This is a genomic window from Acinetobacter sp. NIPH 817 (assembly GCF_000368405.1).
Lineage (GTDB): Bacteria > Pseudomonadota > Gammaproteobacteria > Pseudomonadales > Moraxellaceae > Acinetobacter.
Genome location: NZ_KB849420.1, coordinates 2,104,368 through 2,119,554 on the forward strand (window position 1 = coordinate 2,104,368; position 15,187 = coordinate 2,119,554).

The 15,187-nt window shown below is 37.4% G+C and carries 17 protein-coding genes and 1 other RNA gene; 10 read left to right on the forward strand and 8 right to left on the reverse strand.

What is annotated here, in order from left to right:
- Positions 1-22: 22 nt before the first annotated feature.
- Both pepP and F968_RS13605 read right to left on the reverse strand, forming a co-directional pair.
- Entirely contained in the window at positions 23-1,342 is a 1,320-nt protein-coding gene (gene pepP / locus F968_RS13600) for a Xaa-Pro aminopeptidase (protein WP_004793925.1), read from the reverse strand.
- Between the two features lie 67 nt (positions 1,343-1,409).
- Positions 1,410-2,039: a UPF0149 family protein gene (locus F968_RS13605; protein ID WP_004793927.1), complete on the reverse strand. Its 630-nt coding sequence runs from the start codon at positions 2,037-2,039 to the stop codon at positions 1,410-1,412.
- A 64-nt stretch (positions 2,040-2,103) separates the two neighbouring features.
- On the opposite strand from F968_RS13605, the gene F968_RS13610 reads away from it, so the two are divergent.
- The 3 genes from F968_RS13610 to ssrS all read left to right on the forward strand — a co-directional run bounded on the left by F968_RS13610 (position 2,104) and on the right by ssrS (position 3,318).
- Positions 2,104-2,664: a hypothetical protein gene (locus F968_RS13610; RefSeq protein ID WP_004793928.1), complete on the forward strand. Its 561-nt coding sequence runs from the start codon at positions 2,104-2,106 to the stop codon at positions 2,662-2,664.
- Entirely contained in the window at positions 2,661-2,945 is a 285-nt protein-coding gene (locus F968_RS13615) for a cell division protein ZapA (RefSeq protein ID WP_003652859.1), read from the forward strand. Before F968_RS13610 ends, F968_RS13615 begins: the two co-directional genes overlap by 4 nt.
- Before the next feature lie 189 nt (positions 2,946-3,134).
- Positions 3,135-3,318: non-coding RNA, 6S RNA (gene ssrS / locus F968_RS19885), on the forward strand.
- 132 nt (positions 3,319-3,450) lie between these two features.
- Here the strand turns inward: ssrS and F968_RS13620 are convergent.
- From F968_RS13620 to F968_RS13625, 3 genes are all read right to left on the reverse strand, one after another.
- Complete coding sequence (locus F968_RS13620; RefSeq protein WP_004793929.1) at positions 3,451-3,771, reverse strand: hypothetical protein; 321 nt, start codon at positions 3,769-3,771, stop codon at positions 3,451-3,453.
- A gap of 92 nt (positions 3,772-3,863) precedes the next feature.
- Positions 3,864-3,977, reverse strand: a complete 114-nt coding sequence (locus F968_RS19890) for a hypothetical protein (protein WP_004793930.1) — start codon at positions 3,975-3,977, stop codon at positions 3,864-3,866.
- Positions 3,978-4,090: 113 nt separating this feature from the next.
- Positions 4,091-4,435, reverse strand: coding sequence for a hypothetical protein (locus F968_RS13625; protein WP_004793931.1), 345 nt, complete (start codon positions 4,433-4,435; stop codon positions 4,091-4,093).
- A 223-nt stretch (positions 4,436-4,658) separates the two neighbouring features.
- On the opposite strand from F968_RS13625, the gene F968_RS13630 reads away from it, so the two are divergent.
- The 5 genes from F968_RS13630 to F968_RS13650 all read left to right on the forward strand — a co-directional run bounded on the left by F968_RS13630 (position 4,659) and on the right by F968_RS13650 (position 11,067).
- Positions 4,659-5,243 (forward strand): 5-formyltetrahydrofolate cyclo-ligase, encoded by a 585-nt coding sequence (locus tag F968_RS13630; RefSeq protein WP_004793932.1) that lies wholly within the window; start codon positions 4,659-4,661, stop codon positions 5,241-5,243.
- A gap of 445 nt (positions 5,244-5,688) precedes the next feature.
- The gene (gene lon, locus F968_RS13635; RefSeq protein WP_004793933.1) at positions 5,689-8,118 is read left to right on the forward strand and encodes an endopeptidase La; all 2,430 of its coding nucleotides are present in this window, start codon (positions 5,689-5,691) and stop codon (positions 8,116-8,118) included.
- Positions 8,119-8,421: 303 nt separating this feature from the next.
- A complete protein-coding gene (gene rlmH / locus F968_RS13640; protein WP_004793934.1) occupies positions 8,422-8,901 on the forward strand; it encodes a 23S rRNA (pseudouridine(1915)-N(3))-methyltransferase RlmH in 480 nt (159 codons plus the stop codon).
- A gap of 111 nt (positions 8,902-9,012) precedes the next feature.
- A complete protein-coding gene (locus F968_RS13645) occupies positions 9,013-9,789 on the forward strand; it encodes a DODA-type extradiol aromatic ring-opening family dioxygenase (RefSeq protein ID WP_004793935.1) in 777 nt (258 codons plus the stop codon).
- 168 nt (positions 9,790-9,957) lie between these two features.
- Positions 9,958-11,067 carry an META and DUF4377 domain-containing protein gene (locus tag F968_RS13650; protein WP_004793936.1) on the forward strand — a complete coding sequence of 370 codons (1,110 nt, stop codon included), beginning with the start codon at positions 9,958-9,960 and terminating at the stop codon, positions 11,065-11,067.
- Between the two features lie 54 nt (positions 11,068-11,121).
- Here the strand turns inward: F968_RS13650 and gdhA are convergent, their stop codons facing one another.
- On the reverse strand, positions 11,122-12,525 hold the full coding sequence (gdhA, locus tag F968_RS13655; RefSeq protein WP_081399550.1) for an NADP-specific glutamate dehydrogenase: 1,404 nt from the start codon (positions 12,523-12,525) through the stop codon (positions 11,122-11,124).
- Between the two features lie 272 nt (positions 12,526-12,797).
- On the opposite strand from gdhA, the gene F968_RS13660 reads away from it, so the two are divergent.
- Entirely contained in the window at positions 12,798-13,589 is a 792-nt protein-coding gene (locus F968_RS13660; RefSeq protein ID WP_004793938.1) for an RnfABCDGE type electron transport complex subunit B, read from the forward strand.
- A complete protein-coding gene (gene nth, locus F968_RS13665) occupies positions 13,590-14,279 on the forward strand; it encodes an endonuclease III (RefSeq protein ID WP_002117539.1) in 690 nt (229 codons plus the stop codon).
- Positions 14,280-14,316: 37 nt separating this feature from the next.
- Here the strand turns inward: nth and F968_RS20830 are convergent, their stop codons facing one another.
- Both F968_RS20830 and adk read right to left on the reverse strand, forming a co-directional pair.
- A complete protein-coding gene (locus F968_RS20830; RefSeq protein ID WP_004793939.1) occupies positions 14,317-14,454 on the reverse strand; it encodes a hypothetical protein in 138 nt (45 codons plus the stop codon).
- A gap of 71 nt (positions 14,455-14,525) precedes the next feature.
- The gene (gene adk, locus F968_RS13670) at positions 14,526-15,179 is read right to left on the reverse strand and encodes an adenylate kinase (protein WP_004793940.1); all 654 of its coding nucleotides are present in this window, start codon (positions 15,177-15,179) and stop codon (positions 14,526-14,528) included.
- Between the last annotated feature and the right edge of the window lie 8 nt (positions 15,180-15,187).

A 15,187-nucleotide genomic window follows, 5' to 3' on the forward strand; every position in this document is an offset into this window, starting at 1 on the left:
CTCCTTTGGCGAATACGTTTAATTATGCTTTAGCTTGCGCCATTAAATGTTCAATATCTGCAATATCTTTAACCACATTAGCAGTTAAAACTCGTGGTCCTTTCGAAGTTGCGACCACATCATCTTCAATACGAATACCAATACCACGCCATTTTTCATCTACAGTTTCATCATCTGGTGCGATGTATAAACCAGGTTCAACTGTAATGACCATACCCTCTTCATATTGACGCCAGTCTTCACCTTTTTTGTAAGACCCAACATCGTGTACATCCATGCCTAGCCAATGACCTGTTCCATGCATATAAAACTGACGGTATGCTTCGGTTTCGATGAGTTCGTTAACATCACCTTTGAGCAAACCTAAATTAACTAGACCTTCAGTTAAAATTTTAACTGCTATTTCATGAGGTTCACGGTATGAATTACCAATACGAACTGCGTCAATCGCTGCATATTGGGCAGCCAATACAACTTCATATAATGCTTTTTGCTCAGCACTAAATTTACCATTGACTGGAAAAGTACGGGTAATATCCGAAGCATAAAATTCATATTCACATGCGGCATCAATTAAGACTAAATCACCATCTTTGAGTGGCTTGTTATTTTCAACATAATGTAAAACACAAGCATTGGCGCCGCCACCAACAATACTGTTATAAGACGGAACACAGCCATTTTTCCCAAAAATATAATTGAGTTCAGCTTCAAGAGCATATTCCATCATTTCTGGGTGTACTGTTTGCATCGCACGCGTATGCGCTTCAGCACTAATATTTGCAGCAATTTGCATTAGCTCAAGTTCTTGTGGTGACTTAACTAAACGCATTTCATCAACAATACGGTCGAGCTGGAGTAATTGAGCTGGAGCGTTTTCATGTCGGTGCTCGGCATCTGCTTTTTTAATCCACTGGCTCACGCGCGCGTCAAACTCAGCATCGTGCCCAATCCGATAATAAAGACGCTCTTTATTTAATAATTTTTCAATAATTTCTTCATCAAGCAAATCAATTACATATGCTTCATCAGCATCGTAGTCTTCAACTGCACCATCAACTCCAGCACGGAAACCATTCCAGATTTCCATCTCGCGATTACGTTCACGGCAAAAAAGACTATAGCTATATTCTTCATCGTCGAAGGTTTCAATGACAGCAACTGCCTCAGGCTCAGCAAAGCCCGTCAAATAGAAAAAACTACTATCGGCACGGAATTTATAATCCGCATCACGATTACGGTACATTTCCTCACGCGTTGCAATAATTGCAATGCTGTTTGGACCCATTTTTTCTGCTAGACGGTCTCTACGATGTCGAAAATCAGCTTGAGGCAATTTCATAATGATCTACTTGATTTAGAATTTTAAAGTCAAAAAATAAAATACAACCAATAACACATCGCCTCAATTAACTTGGACGATGTGGAGTAAACATTTCTACAATATTTTGTTCTGTGTCTGTAGCAGCAGATTTACTTTTTGCATGAAATTTTTTCAATAAAGAACTTTCAGCTACAGTAATTTTTTTTCTGCCAATAGACAAACTTACAGGAATTAAGCGTACAAATTCATATAACTCTTCGTAGCTGCTTTCACCTTCTTCATCATTGTCAGAGTCTTCAAATTCGACTGCTGCAATATCTTGAAGGTTCTCAATCAACTCAAGTTCATCTTGACGAATATGACCTGATGCCAATCCAAAACCTAATACAACGCCTGCACACCAATCTGATAAAGCTTGTACACGCTCTTGAAGTGGGTGCTCATCATCAGGAAGCATTGGTAAATAATCTAATTCATCATCAGATATAGCGTGAACGACATCTTCTGCTTCATCAGTTAAAAGTGCTAAAGCATCTTCACTTAACTCTGGCACATTAAGGGTTGTTAAAATTTGTGACCATTGTTCACGCGTTGGCGCTTCTGTCACACAAACAATACCTGTTAATAGACCATGTAACTCACTAGGGCTTGAAATTTCTTCAATTCCTTCAAAATGAGCGTTCCAATCTGTCCAGCCTGAAATATCGTCTTGCATTCGTTTATCCAATCTCTATACTTTGTATATATTACCTTTGATTGCAATTCTGTGCGACCTCGTTATGTTAGAACAATTACAGCGGCTACAAGCGCATATTAGCGTATTAAAAACACGCTTACATCATTTAGAGAGTGAACATGCGGCACTCTCAGAAGCTAAAGAACTGGCTGAAACAGAGCATCACGCACAAGTTGTGCAAAAAAATAGTATTATCACTAAAAAACAAGAGGAAATTGAGTCAGTAACTGAGCAACTATCTCAGTTAAAAGGTCAATTTCAACAATTGAATCAGGATGCTAACACACTTGCCGAGCGTTATAGCCGATTAGAAAAAAGTACGACTGATTTAAAAAATCGTTTTCAAGAAATTCTTGCCGAGCGCAATGAATTACGTGTTGCAAAAGAAAAGTTACAAGCCCACCAGCGTCAAACCCAACAAGAGCTTCATGATTTACAACAAGATCGTGATCGTTTGTTACAAAAAAATGAGCTTGCTAAATCAAAAGTTGAAGCGATTATTCAACGTTTAGGAATTTTAGGCACTGCTCAAGATCAGCATGCTCAAGAAATTCAGCAGCTTGCCCATCCTAATGCTGAAATTGGTGAGGAGACACAATCATGAGTGAACAAGTCATGGTAGAGCTTAGGCTGATTGAGCAGACCTTTAGACTCGCGACTACTTTAGACAAAAAAGATGAACTTGAACGTGCAGCAGAACTTCTCAATGAGAAATTTAATGAGATGCGTCGTAGTGCTCCACGTGTTGAGCACAACAAACTGGTCATTATGGTTGCTCTACAATTGACTCAAGAAGTACTGAGCCTTAATAAGTCTTTGCAAGAATACACTCACTGTGAACGTTTACTGCAAACGATATTGGATGATGTTGAACAAATTGTTTAAATAAATTATCCATACAAAAACGCCTTGCTCTATGAATAATAGTTGCAAGGCGTTTTTTATTGGCACTATTAAGCGTAATTGAAATTACTTCATGCCTGTTAATGTACAAAGCTTCATCAAACGCAAACTAAGTTTACAGTTCCAGAGGTTTAGGTGATTGCCAACATGGTCAGATCGGTTATACTTAAACTGTCTCTGGGATGTTCGCCAGCGGGTCTATTCCCCTGCCGATACTTAAACTTATGGATGTGTTCTGTATATTTAGAGTGTATGCCTACCTTCGTGTAGGAAACCCAGCAAGTATACGTCGCGTCCACCTTGAACTCATCGGGTTCAGGGTAACGACACATGCAGCGGCATCTTCGGAGCATTTAGTTTTAACTTTAAGAAAAATTCAAAATATTTATTTTAATTTAGCTTTCCATACAGACCTTTCAGTCTAATATTTTCTTTTTAAACATTAAATTACAGCTTAGCTGATTAATCTACTCCCCCTTCTCTAATATTATTTTTTATTTCTATTCAGACACTCTTCATACCAGCCTGTTTGAAAATCTTCTATTGCCTTTCTTTTAAAAAAACTAGTTCTAAATACTTTGGCAGAGTAAGCCGAATTAATTAAATCTTGGTAAAGTTGTTTGGCTTTTGGGTCTTCAAGACCATTCGCTATCTGTTGCAAGTCTTGAGATGGAACTTTTTTTTGACGTGCTTCCATGACAGTATAAGCGACTTTTTTTACTACATTACAAATATCAGGATCACTTACATTTTCGTCGGCATGACATCCTAAAGCTAAAAAACCAAGAAAAAATAATTTAAACTTCATGACTCTACCTTATTTTTATAGTTTGAAATTTATAACAAAATTTAATTATAAAAAAAGAAATAGAAGATTTCTTACTATTTCTTTTTAAAAGATTACGCTGGATTAATCACGTAAAAATAAATAATAAGCCCAGCTAAAACAGTTGAAGCAATCGTTAAGTATGTACCGACGGTATTAAAACTCTGTAAGAATTTCAAGATTTCCATATCTAGAACCCCCTAAATTAGCAACTATAAAGACAAAATGAAATTTACCACAACTTAATAATGCCAATCAATTCACACTTATCGGATTTTTTGAGAGTTAACACATCAATTAATTATTGGTTACACCTAATTGCAAAGGCATCTTTGTAGTAATCAGTTGCACTCTTCAAATCTGACAATAATTTTTCTTCGGTATAAGGTTTAGGTGAAATTCTAATTAATGCAGGCATATATTGGGTCTTATAAACCTCAGGATAGTCATGGCACAAGATTTTGACTTTAACTTCTTGTGGCGTATTCGGATTATCCAGTTGATCTAAAAACTCTCCAATTTTACGGTCAGACTCTTCGAATTGAGCTTTATAGTCCACTTCAGCAGCTTCAGGTTCTGTTTGTTTTGTACACCCGCCTAGCATCAATACGGCGCTTATTGTAGTGGTTAAAATTTTTAACTTCATAGGCTTAACAATTTCACATTCATCCTTTTAAATATTCTTATCTGATTAAATGTAAATAAATACTGGTAATACGTAAAGAAATAGAATTTTTTATCCCTAAAGAAAATACCTCGCATCAAGTAAATTTTAAGTTATTTCTTAATTAGTCCTCTATTTCCATAAATCTTAAGAAAAATAGGTATAATTTTGCTCGACTGATCTCAAATCTTTGTTAGATTTACGCATGAATGAACTTACTTTTATTAGAAAAAATTTAAAATCTAAAAGACGCTCTTTGTCCCCCTTAGTGCAAAAAAAAGCTCAGCTTAATATTCTGCATCATTTAAACAGTCTTGCTATTTTTCATTCATCAAAAAAAATTGGTTTATATCTGCATGCCTTCGGAGAAGTTCATACAGATCTGATCATAAAATTATGTTTTCAAAAAAATAAACAAGTTTATTTACCTATGATTTGTTCTATGAATCAACGTTTAGTTTGGGTAAAAATATCTAGAAACCAATATTTAAATCGACGTTTTTCTCATCATCCATTGGGTATGAAAGAACCCATGGCAACAAGAGGAAAACATGTATCAAAACTTGATTTACTGTTAATGCCACTTTTAGCTTGTGATCACTACGGTACGCGTATTGGTATGGGAGGCGGCTATTATGACCGTACATTGGCTAGTGCAAAACATAAACCTTATCGTTTGGGAATGGCTCATCAATTTCAATTTATTGAACATACTTTAAAACGTCAAAGTTGGGATCAACCTTTAGATGCTTTACTCACCCCTCAACATATTTATTATTTTAAAAGATAATATTTATATGAAAATTAAAATTAGTCTTAAGTTTTTAATGCCCCTAAAATCATAAAAGTAACCACCCTAAGGATGGTTACTTCTACGTGACAGACCGATTTACCAATTTATAGTAACACGGCTATTTAATGTTCAACATTAAATAAGTTTTGCATTATTGTTAATTATACAATGCCGATAAATGACACAAGAAAATGGTTGTTTTCCATCCAAACGTCTTTTCTACTATATGAATATTTCATAATTATTAAGCTAAATTACCTATCCTTTCTACAAAATTATATTCTTCTTAAGAATTAATCCATTGATTCATAATATTTTAATAAAAAAGTTGACTAAATTAGTCATTTTTTCCACATTTTCTATAGAGAGGCCCTTGTAATTTTTGAAATACACATCACTATAAAAAACATGGCAACCTCGTTGTCACTCATTAGGAGTGCCCATGTCTGAACTTATTATGAATGAAAAAACTGACTTAGAGCCTCAGGTTCCAAGTGTATTACCACTTTTAGCGTTACGTGATGTAGTGGTCTATCCACACATGCAAATTGCGTTATTCGTGGGTCGTGAAAAATCGATCAATGCAGTTGATGTGGCTCGTAACAGTGACAATTTAGTATTTGTAGTTGCGCAAAAAGATTCGCTTACAGAAGATATTGATCACGATAACCTTTATCAGTACGGAACTGTCGCTAAGATTGTTCAGGTTGTAAATCATGAGAATGATGAAAACTGTATCAAAGTACTGATTGAAGGGTTACAGCGCTCTAAGCTTGAAAAAATTATCGATGAAGATAGCCATTTGACTGCTGAGCATAGCTTAAGTCCAATGACAATTAACGTAGATAAAGCTACTCAAGAAACTCGTTTACAAGAGTTGCGTAATTTATTTGCTCAATATGCTGAAGCAAAATTACGTAATGCACGTGAACTCGTTGCAGCTGCTAATAAAATTGAAGACTTGCTACAGCTTATGTTCTTCGTGGCTACACGTGTACCTCTAAATATTGAAATTAAACAGAAGTTTTTAGAGCACGATGAATTTGAAGCACATTTGCAAGAGCTTATGAGCTACTTGGTTAATCAATCTGCCGAACAGCAAATTGAACAAACTTTGCATGACAGCGTAAAACGCCAAATGGAAAAAAACCAACGTGAATACTTTCTAAATGAAAAAATGAAAGTCATTCAACGTGAACTTTCTGACATGAATGGTGGCGCTGAAGATGACGTTGCTGAAATAGAAAAACGTCTAACTGAAGCTGATTTACCTGAACACGTACGTAAAAAAGCTGAAGCTGAGTTCCGTAAGCTTAAAGCAATGCAACCTGCATCTAGTGAAGCGGCTGTTGTACGTAACTATCTAGAAGTAATTTTAGATACACCGTGGAATAAAGCGAGCAAAGTCAGCATTAACCTTGCGAAAGCTCAAGAGATTCTTGATACCGATCACTACGGCTTAGATGACGTTAAAGATCGTATTGTTGAATACTTAGCTGTTCAGTCTCGTGTTAAAAAACTCAAAGGTCCTATCCTATGTTTAGTAGGCCCTCCTGGTGTAGGTAAAACTTCGCTTGGTGAATCAGTTGCGAAAGCAACAGGTCGTGAGTTTGTTCGTATGGCACTCGGTGGCGTACGTGACGAAGCTGAAATTCGTGGTCACCGCCGTACTTATATTGGTGCGATGCCAGGTAAAATCGTGCAGTCTTTAACAAAAGTTGGCGTGAAGAACCCACTGTTCTTACTCGACGAAATTGACAAGATGGCACAAGACTACCGTGGTGATCCTGCTTCTGCATTGCTTGAAGTATTAGATCCATCACAAAACAGTAAGTTCAACGATCACTATTTAGATCTTGATCTTGACCTATCTGAAGTGATGTTCATCTGTACTGCAAACAGCATGAATATTCCTGAGGCATTGCTTGACCGTATGGAAGTTATTCGTCTACCGGGTTATACCGAAGATGAAAAAGTTAACATTGCTGAACGTTACCTTGTTCCAAAAGCGATTAAGAACAATGGTCTGCGTGCAAAAGAGTTAACAATTCATGAAGAAGCGATTCGTGACATTGTTCAGCGCTATACACGTGAAGCTGGTGTACGTAATTTAGAACGTGAAGTGTCTAAAATTGCGCGTAAAGTGGTAAAAGAAGCAGTAAGTAAAAAGTCTAAAAACTTACAACTTGATGTGACTTCTGCCAATCTTCCAGAATACTTAGGTCCACACAAGTTTGACTTTGGTATTGCAGAAGATGAAGCGCAAGTAGGCCGCGTAAATGGTTTAGCTTGGACATCTGTAGGTGGTGAGTTGCTTACCATTGAAGTTGCAGCTGTCAAAGGTAAAGGTAAATTCATTACGACTGGTTCACTCGGCGACGTAATGAAAGAGTCTATTACCACAGCAATGACTTTAGTACGCACACGTGCTGATGAGCTAGGTATTGAAGCTTCTCGTTTTGAAGAAACTGATGTACACGTTCACTTACCAGAAGGTGCAACACCAAAAGATGGTCCATCTGCTGGTTTAGCATTAACAACTGCGCTTGTATCAGCATTTACAGGTATTGCGATTCGTCCTGATATTGCAATGACTGGTGAAACAAGCTTAGGTGGTCGTGCAATGCGTATCGGTGGCTTAAAAGAAAAACTTCTTGCAGCACACCGTGGTGGTATTAAACTTGTATTTATTCCACAAGATAACGTTCGTGATTTGGCAGAAATTCCAGCCAATGTTAAAGAAGGTTTAGAAATCAAAGCTGTGAAAAGTATTGATGACATTTTGCCTTTAGCATTAGTTTCGATGCCAAAGCCTTTACCTAAAACACCGATTGTAAAACCGGTGGAAGGTTCAAAAGCAGCACGTCACTAATTAAAATGTGAAAAAAGAGAGCTTCGGCTCTCTTTTTTTTGTTACACAATTTGATTGAAAAATATCCAACCATCCTCATAATAGGTATTAAGAGTATTTAATTAAATTAAGTATTCTTCGTTATCTATTATTTTATAGATAGCCTTGTTTTATTCTCTATGATCATCTGAACTCCAGACAGATGATCATTTGATCGCAGTCCAACACCGTTTTTTGGACTGCGTTTTTTATGCCTATTTTACTACCACGAACTTATCTCTTCCTCAGGTATAATGCGCCAGCTGTTTTAAATGAATAGATAATATGAAAATTCGTATTCTGACCATTGGTCAAAAAATGCCTGCTTGGGTTCTCACTGGTTTTGAAGATTACTTCAAACGTATTCAACCTTTTGTGCAAACTCAAGTCATTGAACTTCCTATGGCCAAACGTGGTAAGAATGATTCAGAAGCGGATATTTTAAAATATTGTCAAATTGAAGGTGAAAGTATTTTAAATGCTTTAAAACCGAATGAAACTTTAATTGCTCTAGAGGTTGGTGGCCGAGAACTCAGCACAGAGAAACTGGCTGACACCATGAAACAGTGGATGCTTGAAGGTAATGATGTAGCACTTGCTATTGGTGGACCAGATGGTTTATCAGATCAAGTACGTAAAGCCGCCGCATGGCATTGGTCACTTTCAAAACTCACAATGCCCCATCCTTTAGTACGTGTTTTATTAATTGAACAACTATATCGGGCAATGACTATTAATCATAATCATCCCTATCACCGTGCATAAAAACAACAACCGTTTCATTTTAGGAACAATCCGTTGAAATCAGGATACTTTTAACATGTCCTGATTTTGGCATAATAACTATTATTCTGCTTTTAACTCAGGTGTAATGCAATGGAACTACAAACCCTTCCCGGACTGTTTATTTCACATGGTTCACCCATGCTTGCACTTGATCCAGAACAAGTAGGCCCTGCTCTACACCGCTTAGGAGCAAACCTTCCCGTACCAAAGGCAATCATTGTGATGTCTGCGCATTGGGAAAGTAAAGCACTTGAAGTGAGTATTTCGACTCGCCCTGAAACATGGCATGACTTCCGTGGTTTTCCTAAAGAGTTATATGAAATTCGTTACAGCGCACCTGGGCAACCAGAACTTGCTGAAGAAATCTTAAAATTACTGGCAGATGCTCATTTAGTTGCACATGCGAATAGTACACGTCCTCGTGACCATGGTGTATGGATGCCTCTATTGCATATGTATCCTGATGCTGACATTCCTGTCGTTGAGATTTCTTTACCAACCAATTTAAGCGCACAAGAAATTTATCGCATAGGACAAACACTAGCGCCTTTACGTGACAAACAGATTTTACTCATTGGTTCAGGCAGTATTACTCATAATCTTGCAGAGCTATCTTGGCAAGGAGACAACTCTAAAGTTCCAGAATGGGCCTCAACTTTTAGAAATGCTGTTGTGAATAAACTTACCCACCAAGATTATGATGGCGTACTGGACTGGCAATCGTTGCCGTATGTAAAACGCAATCATCCTACCCTAGAACATTTTGCCCCGTTGTTTTTTGCTATGGGCACAGGTAATCGTTTTACGATTGTTCACAGCAGCTTCACAATGGGCTCACTAGGCATGGACATCTATCGTTTTGATTAATTATTAGCAAATACCCCGTTTCGCGGGGTATACCATTATTTTTGTTGAAAATTAGAATAACTTACAAACTTATACATTTTAAAAACCGAAACAATCAAATGTTTACATTTTCTTTTTTTAAGAATGTTTTAAGCTTATTGCTGTTGTTTTTTTACTTGAAGTTTTTAAATGAAAATTAAATATTTAATTCTTGCGTTATTACCTTTTTCTTTGATGGCGTGTCAAACAGTTACTAATACTCCTGCTCCAATTGTATCTGAGCAACAACAAAACCTTGCAGCCACTTTAGGTGAATATGCTTGGACTTATCAAAATGTAAAAGCTTCTAAACCACTTATCCTTAACTTTAATGCAGATGGCAAATTAGCAATCAATACAGGTTGTAATGGCCAAGGCGGTACTTGGAAAGTTGAAGGTAACCAACTTGTTACATCTAACCTTGTTTCAACAATGATGGCTTGCCAAGATGATTTAATGAAACAAGAACAATTGTCGAATAGCATCTTTAGTGACGCAAAATTACCAATCGAAATTAGTAACAATAATGGTCAGGTGATTTTAAGCGTGACAGACAAAACTGGTCAAAAGCATATTTTCCAAGGTCAAAAAGCAGTGAATACTCAAGCTTTAACAGACTACTCTTGGTCTTATCAGCCTGAAAATACAAAAAAACCTATCGTTCTTAACTTCACCAACGACCGTTTATCAATCGCAACAGGCTGTAACCGCCAAGGAACAACTTGGAAAGTTGAAAACAACACCATCGTAACTGCTGATGTAATGTCAACAATGATGGCGTGTGAACCTGCTTTAATGAAACAGGAACAATTTTCTAGCAGTCTTTTCCAAAAACGTGCGATTCCATTTGAACTCAATACCACAAACGTTGATCAACCAACACTAACGGTATCTGATGCTCAAGGTCAAAAATATACCTTTACTGGTAAAATGACACCTGAAGCAAAATATCAATCTGAAGGAAAAACTGTTTTCCTAGAAGTTGCTCCACAAACTAAATCATGTACTGGTGTTGCCCCACAAACTTGTATGCAAGTTCGTGAAATTAAATATGATGACAAAGGCGTTAAAACTTACGCTGACAAAAACTGGTCATTATATTATGGCCAAATTGAAGGTTTTGAACACAATCCAGATCAACGCGTAATTTTACGTGTAAAACGTTTTGAAGTGAAAAACCCAGCAGCAGACCAATCTAGTCAAGCTGATGTATTAGATATGGTTGTTGAGCAAGAATTAGTTAAAAAACCTAAAAAATAAGTTTTTAGACTAAAAAAATCCGATGCTTTTGCATCGGATTTTTTATTTCTATTTTTAGAAAATACCTTGAGCAAGCATTGCATCAGCCACTTTTACAAAACCTGCAATATTGGCACCATCAACATAATTAACAGTGCCGTCTTCTTTAGTACCATATCTTACACAATTCGCATGAATGTCTTTCATAATTGCATGTAAACGTTCATCGACCTCAGCATGCGTCCAGCTTAAACGTATTGCATTTTGAGACATTTCTAAACCAGATGTTGCTACCCCACCCGCATTAGATGCTTTTCCTGGTGCATACAAAATTTTAGCTTCGATAAAGTGTTCAACTGCTTCAAGTGTAGATGGCATATTAGCGCCTTCAGCCACACAAATTACACCATTTGCAATAAGCGTTTTAGCATCTTCACCTGTTAATTCATTTTGCGTTGCACATGGTAAAGCAATATCGACAGGAATATGCCAAGGCGTTTTTCCTTCAAAATATTCAAAACCATGTTTAGAAGCAAACTCGGAAATACGACCGCGCTTAACGTTTTTCAGCTCCATAACTTCAGCTAGCAACTCATCTGTAAAACCATTTTTTACATAAACCGTGCCGTTAGAGTCAGACAAAGTAACAACTTTTGCCCCTAAGAACATCGCCTTCTCTGCTGCATATTGTGCAACGTTACCAGAGCCAGATACTGAAACAGTTTTACCAGCAAAAGATTGTCCACGTGCTTTGAGCATTTCCTCTGCAAAATAAACCGTACCATAGCCAGTTGCTTCAGGACGCATTAAGCTACCACCAAATGAAATTCCCTTACCAGTAAAGACACAAGCAGTGTCATTACTCAGCTTTTTCATCATGCCTGCCATATAACCGACTTCACGCGCACCCACACCAATATCTCCCGCAGGAATATCCGTATTTGGTCCTAAATGGCGATAAAGCTCAATAATTAGTGCCTGACAGAATCGCATAATTTCAGCATCAGATTTACCTTTAGGATCGAAATCTGAACCACCTTTTCCCCCACCCATGGGTAAGGTGGTAAGTGAGTTTTTAAAAGTCTGCTCAAAACCTAAAAATTTTAAAATTGATAAATTGACTGAAGGATGGAAACGCATTCCCCCTTTGAATGGACCAATTGCTGAATTGTATTGAACACGGAAAGCTCGGTTAACTTGAGTCTGACCTTGATCATCCATCCATGAAACACGAAATTGAATCACACGCTCAGGTTCAACTAAGCGTTCTAACAAACCCTGCTCTGCATATTCCGGATTTTTTTCAATAAATGGCCACAAACTCGTCATTACTTCTTCGACAGCTTGTAAGAACTCAGGTTGATGCGGATCACGCGCTTGCACGTAATTCAGGAATTCATTCAGGTTGTTATATTTCAATGCACGGTCCTCAGCATAGTAATGAATTAAATTGGTGCAATACATTATTAAATGCATCATTTAGCAGCAAAATATTAAATCCCTTTCCATCAATTTTAACAATAGTTATTTTAAATTATTTTATTCACCTTAATTATCAAAAAGTTATTTTTAGAAAAACTACTCAAAAATAAGAAATAGTCATTTAACTTTTCATTTTTATTGATCTATTATTGTGCAGAATTAGCGACATTTTAGGTCAATTAAAAACCCGATAAATTCGTTAAAATCCATTGACCTTACTTAGGTTTTTCTTCATTATCGCATCGTTTTAACCAAGCTATTTGCCCACTATGAATTCATCTATTTCTCTCATACGCGAGATTGATGCGTTATTACCACAAACACAATGTGGTCTATGTGGACATCGTGATGGATGTCTACCCTACGCAAAGTCGATTGCTGAAGGTGAAGAAGCAAATAAATGTGTTCCAGGTGGACAACCTGTTGCTGATGCACTCGCAAATCTATTAAATCGCTCTCCATTAACTGCTGAAAGAAGCGTATGGCCTGTACAAACAGATGGTCGTCCACAGCGAATGAAAGCAATTATTCGTGAAGATGAATGCATTGGCTGCACCAAATGTATTAGTGCTTGCCCTGTAGATGCTATTATTGGCAGTGGTAAGCTCATGCACACCATCTTGACTGACTTATGTACAGGTTGTGAGTTATGCATTCCACCGTGTCCCGTAGATTGCATTGATTTGGTTGAAGACACGCAAGCTTTACCAAATGAACAACAACGTACTGCAGAGCAAAATGATTTAAGACAACGTTATTACGCTCACATTCAGCGTGAAGAAAAGCGTCGCAGTCACCGTAAAGGTCCAGTGGTACGTGCTGAAATTGATACTCAACTGTTTGCGCAATTTTCTCAGGCACTTGATGAATTACCTTCAATTGAACTCATTGAGAAACCTAAAGAGACTGTGCCAACTGATGCTAAAACTACAATTGAGTTAGCTAAAATTCGTACACAAATTAAGAAACTGGAAAAACAGTTAAGTGTACGTGAAGATGCTAAAAAACGTCTTCAACTCGAAGAACTACAACAGCAACTCATGCAACTACAGGAGGTCTGAATGGCCGTCAAGAATATGACGAAAAAGCAGATTCAAATTTTCTTTGAACGTCTTCGCGAACAACGACCTTCACCTCAAACCGAATTAAAATATTCCTCTCCATTTGAGCTACTTATTGCAGTTATGTTGTCAGCTCAAGCGACCGACGTAAGTGTTAATAAAGCAACAGATAAGCTCTACCCTGTGGCGAATACCGCCGAAAAAATCTATAACTTAGGCGTAGATGGATTAAAGGAATATATTAAAACAATTGGCCTTTACAACGCTAAAGCCGAAAATGTCATTAAAACCTGTAAGATTTTAATGGAACAATTTAACGGCGAAGTTCCAAGCAACAGAAAAGACTTGGAAGCTTTACCTGGTGTCGGGCGTAAAACCGCAAATGTTGTTTTAAATACAGCTTTTGGACAACCGACTATGGCTGTTGATACCCATATTTTCCGAGTGGGAAATCGAACTGGTTTAGCCGTAGGTAAAAATGTACTTGAAGTTGAGCACCGCTTAATTAAGGTCATTCCTAAAGAATTTATTTTAGATTCCCATCACTGGCTTATATTGCACGGTCGTTATTGTTGTATTGCCCGTAAACCTAAATGCGCTGAATGTGTAGTTGCAGATGTTTGCAACTGGCCTGATCGCTTTGAATTTGGTGCACAAAAGCAAATTGCTATTAAAAATATTGAAGCCTAAAAATATGGTTGGGTATAGGGATCATACCCAATCAAATCTACTTTAGACGTTTTTTCTCATTACGCTCTTCTTTTGCTTGTTTTTGTACCTGCCTAAGCATTTTATAGCTCTGATAACTTAAAAATATGACGAGTGCCAGACTTAGCAATACCACCAAAATCAATATGATTTTCATATCGTTCTCCTGCACTGAATGAAAGAAAAGAGCCCTCACAAAGAGGGCTCATTATCACAAATAATATTAAATTATTTGTCTAAGATGTTGAACAAATCTTTTTGTACATCTTCAATTGTACGCAGGCCATCAAGCTTGTCATAAGTCGGTGCATTCTCACCAGATGCAGCACGGCTTTGATAGAATCCAACCAATTGCTCAGTTTCTGTATGATAAGACGCTAAACGCTTACGGATTGTTTCTTCTTGGTCATCTGGACGTTGAACAAGATCTTCACCAGTTTCATCATCTTTACCTTCCACTTTAGGTGGATTGTAAACTGTATGATAAACACGGCCAGAAGCTGGATGCTGACGACGACCTGAAAGACGTTGTACGATTTCTTCGTCAGGAACATCAATTTCAATCACGTGATCAATGCTAATCCCTTCTTTTTCCAAAGCTTCAGCTTGTGGAATAGTACGTGGGAAACCATCGAAAATGCAGCCATTTACACAGTCAGGCTGAGCAATACGTTCTTTTACTAAACCGATAATAAGTTCATCTGAAACCAAACCACCAGATTCCATTACACTTTTAGCTTTTAGACCTAATTCAGTACCTTCACGAATTGCAGCACGGAGCATATCACCGGTTGAAATTTGTGGGACATTGTAGCGCTTACAGATCAACTGAGCCTGAGTCCCTTTGCCTGCTCCAGGTGGTCCGAGTAAAATAATGCGCATAAAAAACA

What these genes read in the sequence shown, in the direction of transcription:
- F968_RS13625 (WP_004793931.1), bottom strand. Translation starts at nt 4,435, where the DNA reads ATGAAGTTAAAAATTTTAACCACTACAATAAGCGCCGTATTGATGCTA.
- F968_RS13660 (WP_004793938.1), top strand. Translation starts at nt 12,798, where the DNA reads ATGAATTCATCTATTTCTCTCATACGCGAGATTGATGCGTTATTACCA.
- F968_RS20830 (WP_004793939.1), bottom strand. Translation starts at nt 14,454, where the DNA reads ATGAAAATCATATTGATTTTGGTGGTATTGCTAAGTCTGGCACTCGTC.
- F968_RS13645 (WP_004793935.1), top strand. Translation starts at nt 9,013, where the DNA reads ATGGAACTACAAACCCTTCCCGGACTGTTTATTTCACATGGTTCACCC.
- rlmH (WP_004793934.1), top strand. Translation starts at nt 8,422, where the DNA reads ATGAAAATTCGTATTCTGACCATTGGTCAAAAAATGCCTGCTTGGGTT.
- gdhA (WP_081399550.1), bottom strand. Translation starts at nt 12,525, where the DNA reads ATGATGCATTTAATAATGTATTGCACCAATTTAATTCATTACTATGCT.
- F968_RS13610 (WP_004793928.1), top strand. Translation starts at nt 2,104, where the DNA reads ATGTTAGAACAATTACAGCGGCTACAAGCGCATATTAGCGTATTAAAA.
- F968_RS13620 (WP_004793929.1), bottom strand. Translation starts at nt 3,771, where the DNA reads ATGAAGTTTAAATTATTTTTTCTTGGTTTTTTAGCTTTAGGATGTCAT.
- pepP (WP_004793925.1), bottom strand. Translation starts at nt 1,342, where the DNA reads ATGAAATTGCCTCAAGCTGATTTTCGACATCGTAGAGACCGTCTAGCA.
- F968_RS13630 (WP_004793932.1), top strand. Translation starts at nt 4,659, where the DNA reads ATGAATGAACTTACTTTTATTAGAAAAAATTTAAAATCTAAAAGACGC.
- F968_RS13650 (WP_004793936.1), top strand. Translation starts at nt 9,958, where the DNA reads ATGAAAATTAAATATTTAATTCTTGCGTTATTACCTTTTTCTTTGATG.
- F968_RS19890 (WP_004793930.1), bottom strand. Translation starts at nt 3,977, where the DNA reads ATGGAAATCTTGAAATTCTTACAGAGTTTTAATACCGTCGGTACATAC.
- F968_RS13605 (WP_004793927.1), bottom strand. Translation starts at nt 2,039, where the DNA reads ATGCAAGACGATATTTCAGGCTGGACAGATTGGAACGCTCATTTTGAA.
- nth (WP_002117539.1), top strand. Translation starts at nt 13,590, where the DNA reads ATGGCCGTCAAGAATATGACGAAAAAGCAGATTCAAATTTTCTTTGAA.
- F968_RS13615 (WP_003652859.1), top strand. Translation starts at nt 2,661, where the DNA reads ATGAGTGAACAAGTCATGGTAGAGCTTAGGCTGATTGAGCAGACCTTT.
- lon (WP_004793933.1), top strand. Translation starts at nt 5,689, where the DNA reads ATGTCTGAACTTATTATGAATGAAAAAACTGACTTAGAGCCTCAGGTT.
- adk (WP_004793940.1), bottom strand. Translation starts at nt 15,179, where the DNA reads ATGCGCATTATTTTACTCGGACCACCTGGAGCAGGCAAAGGGACTCAG.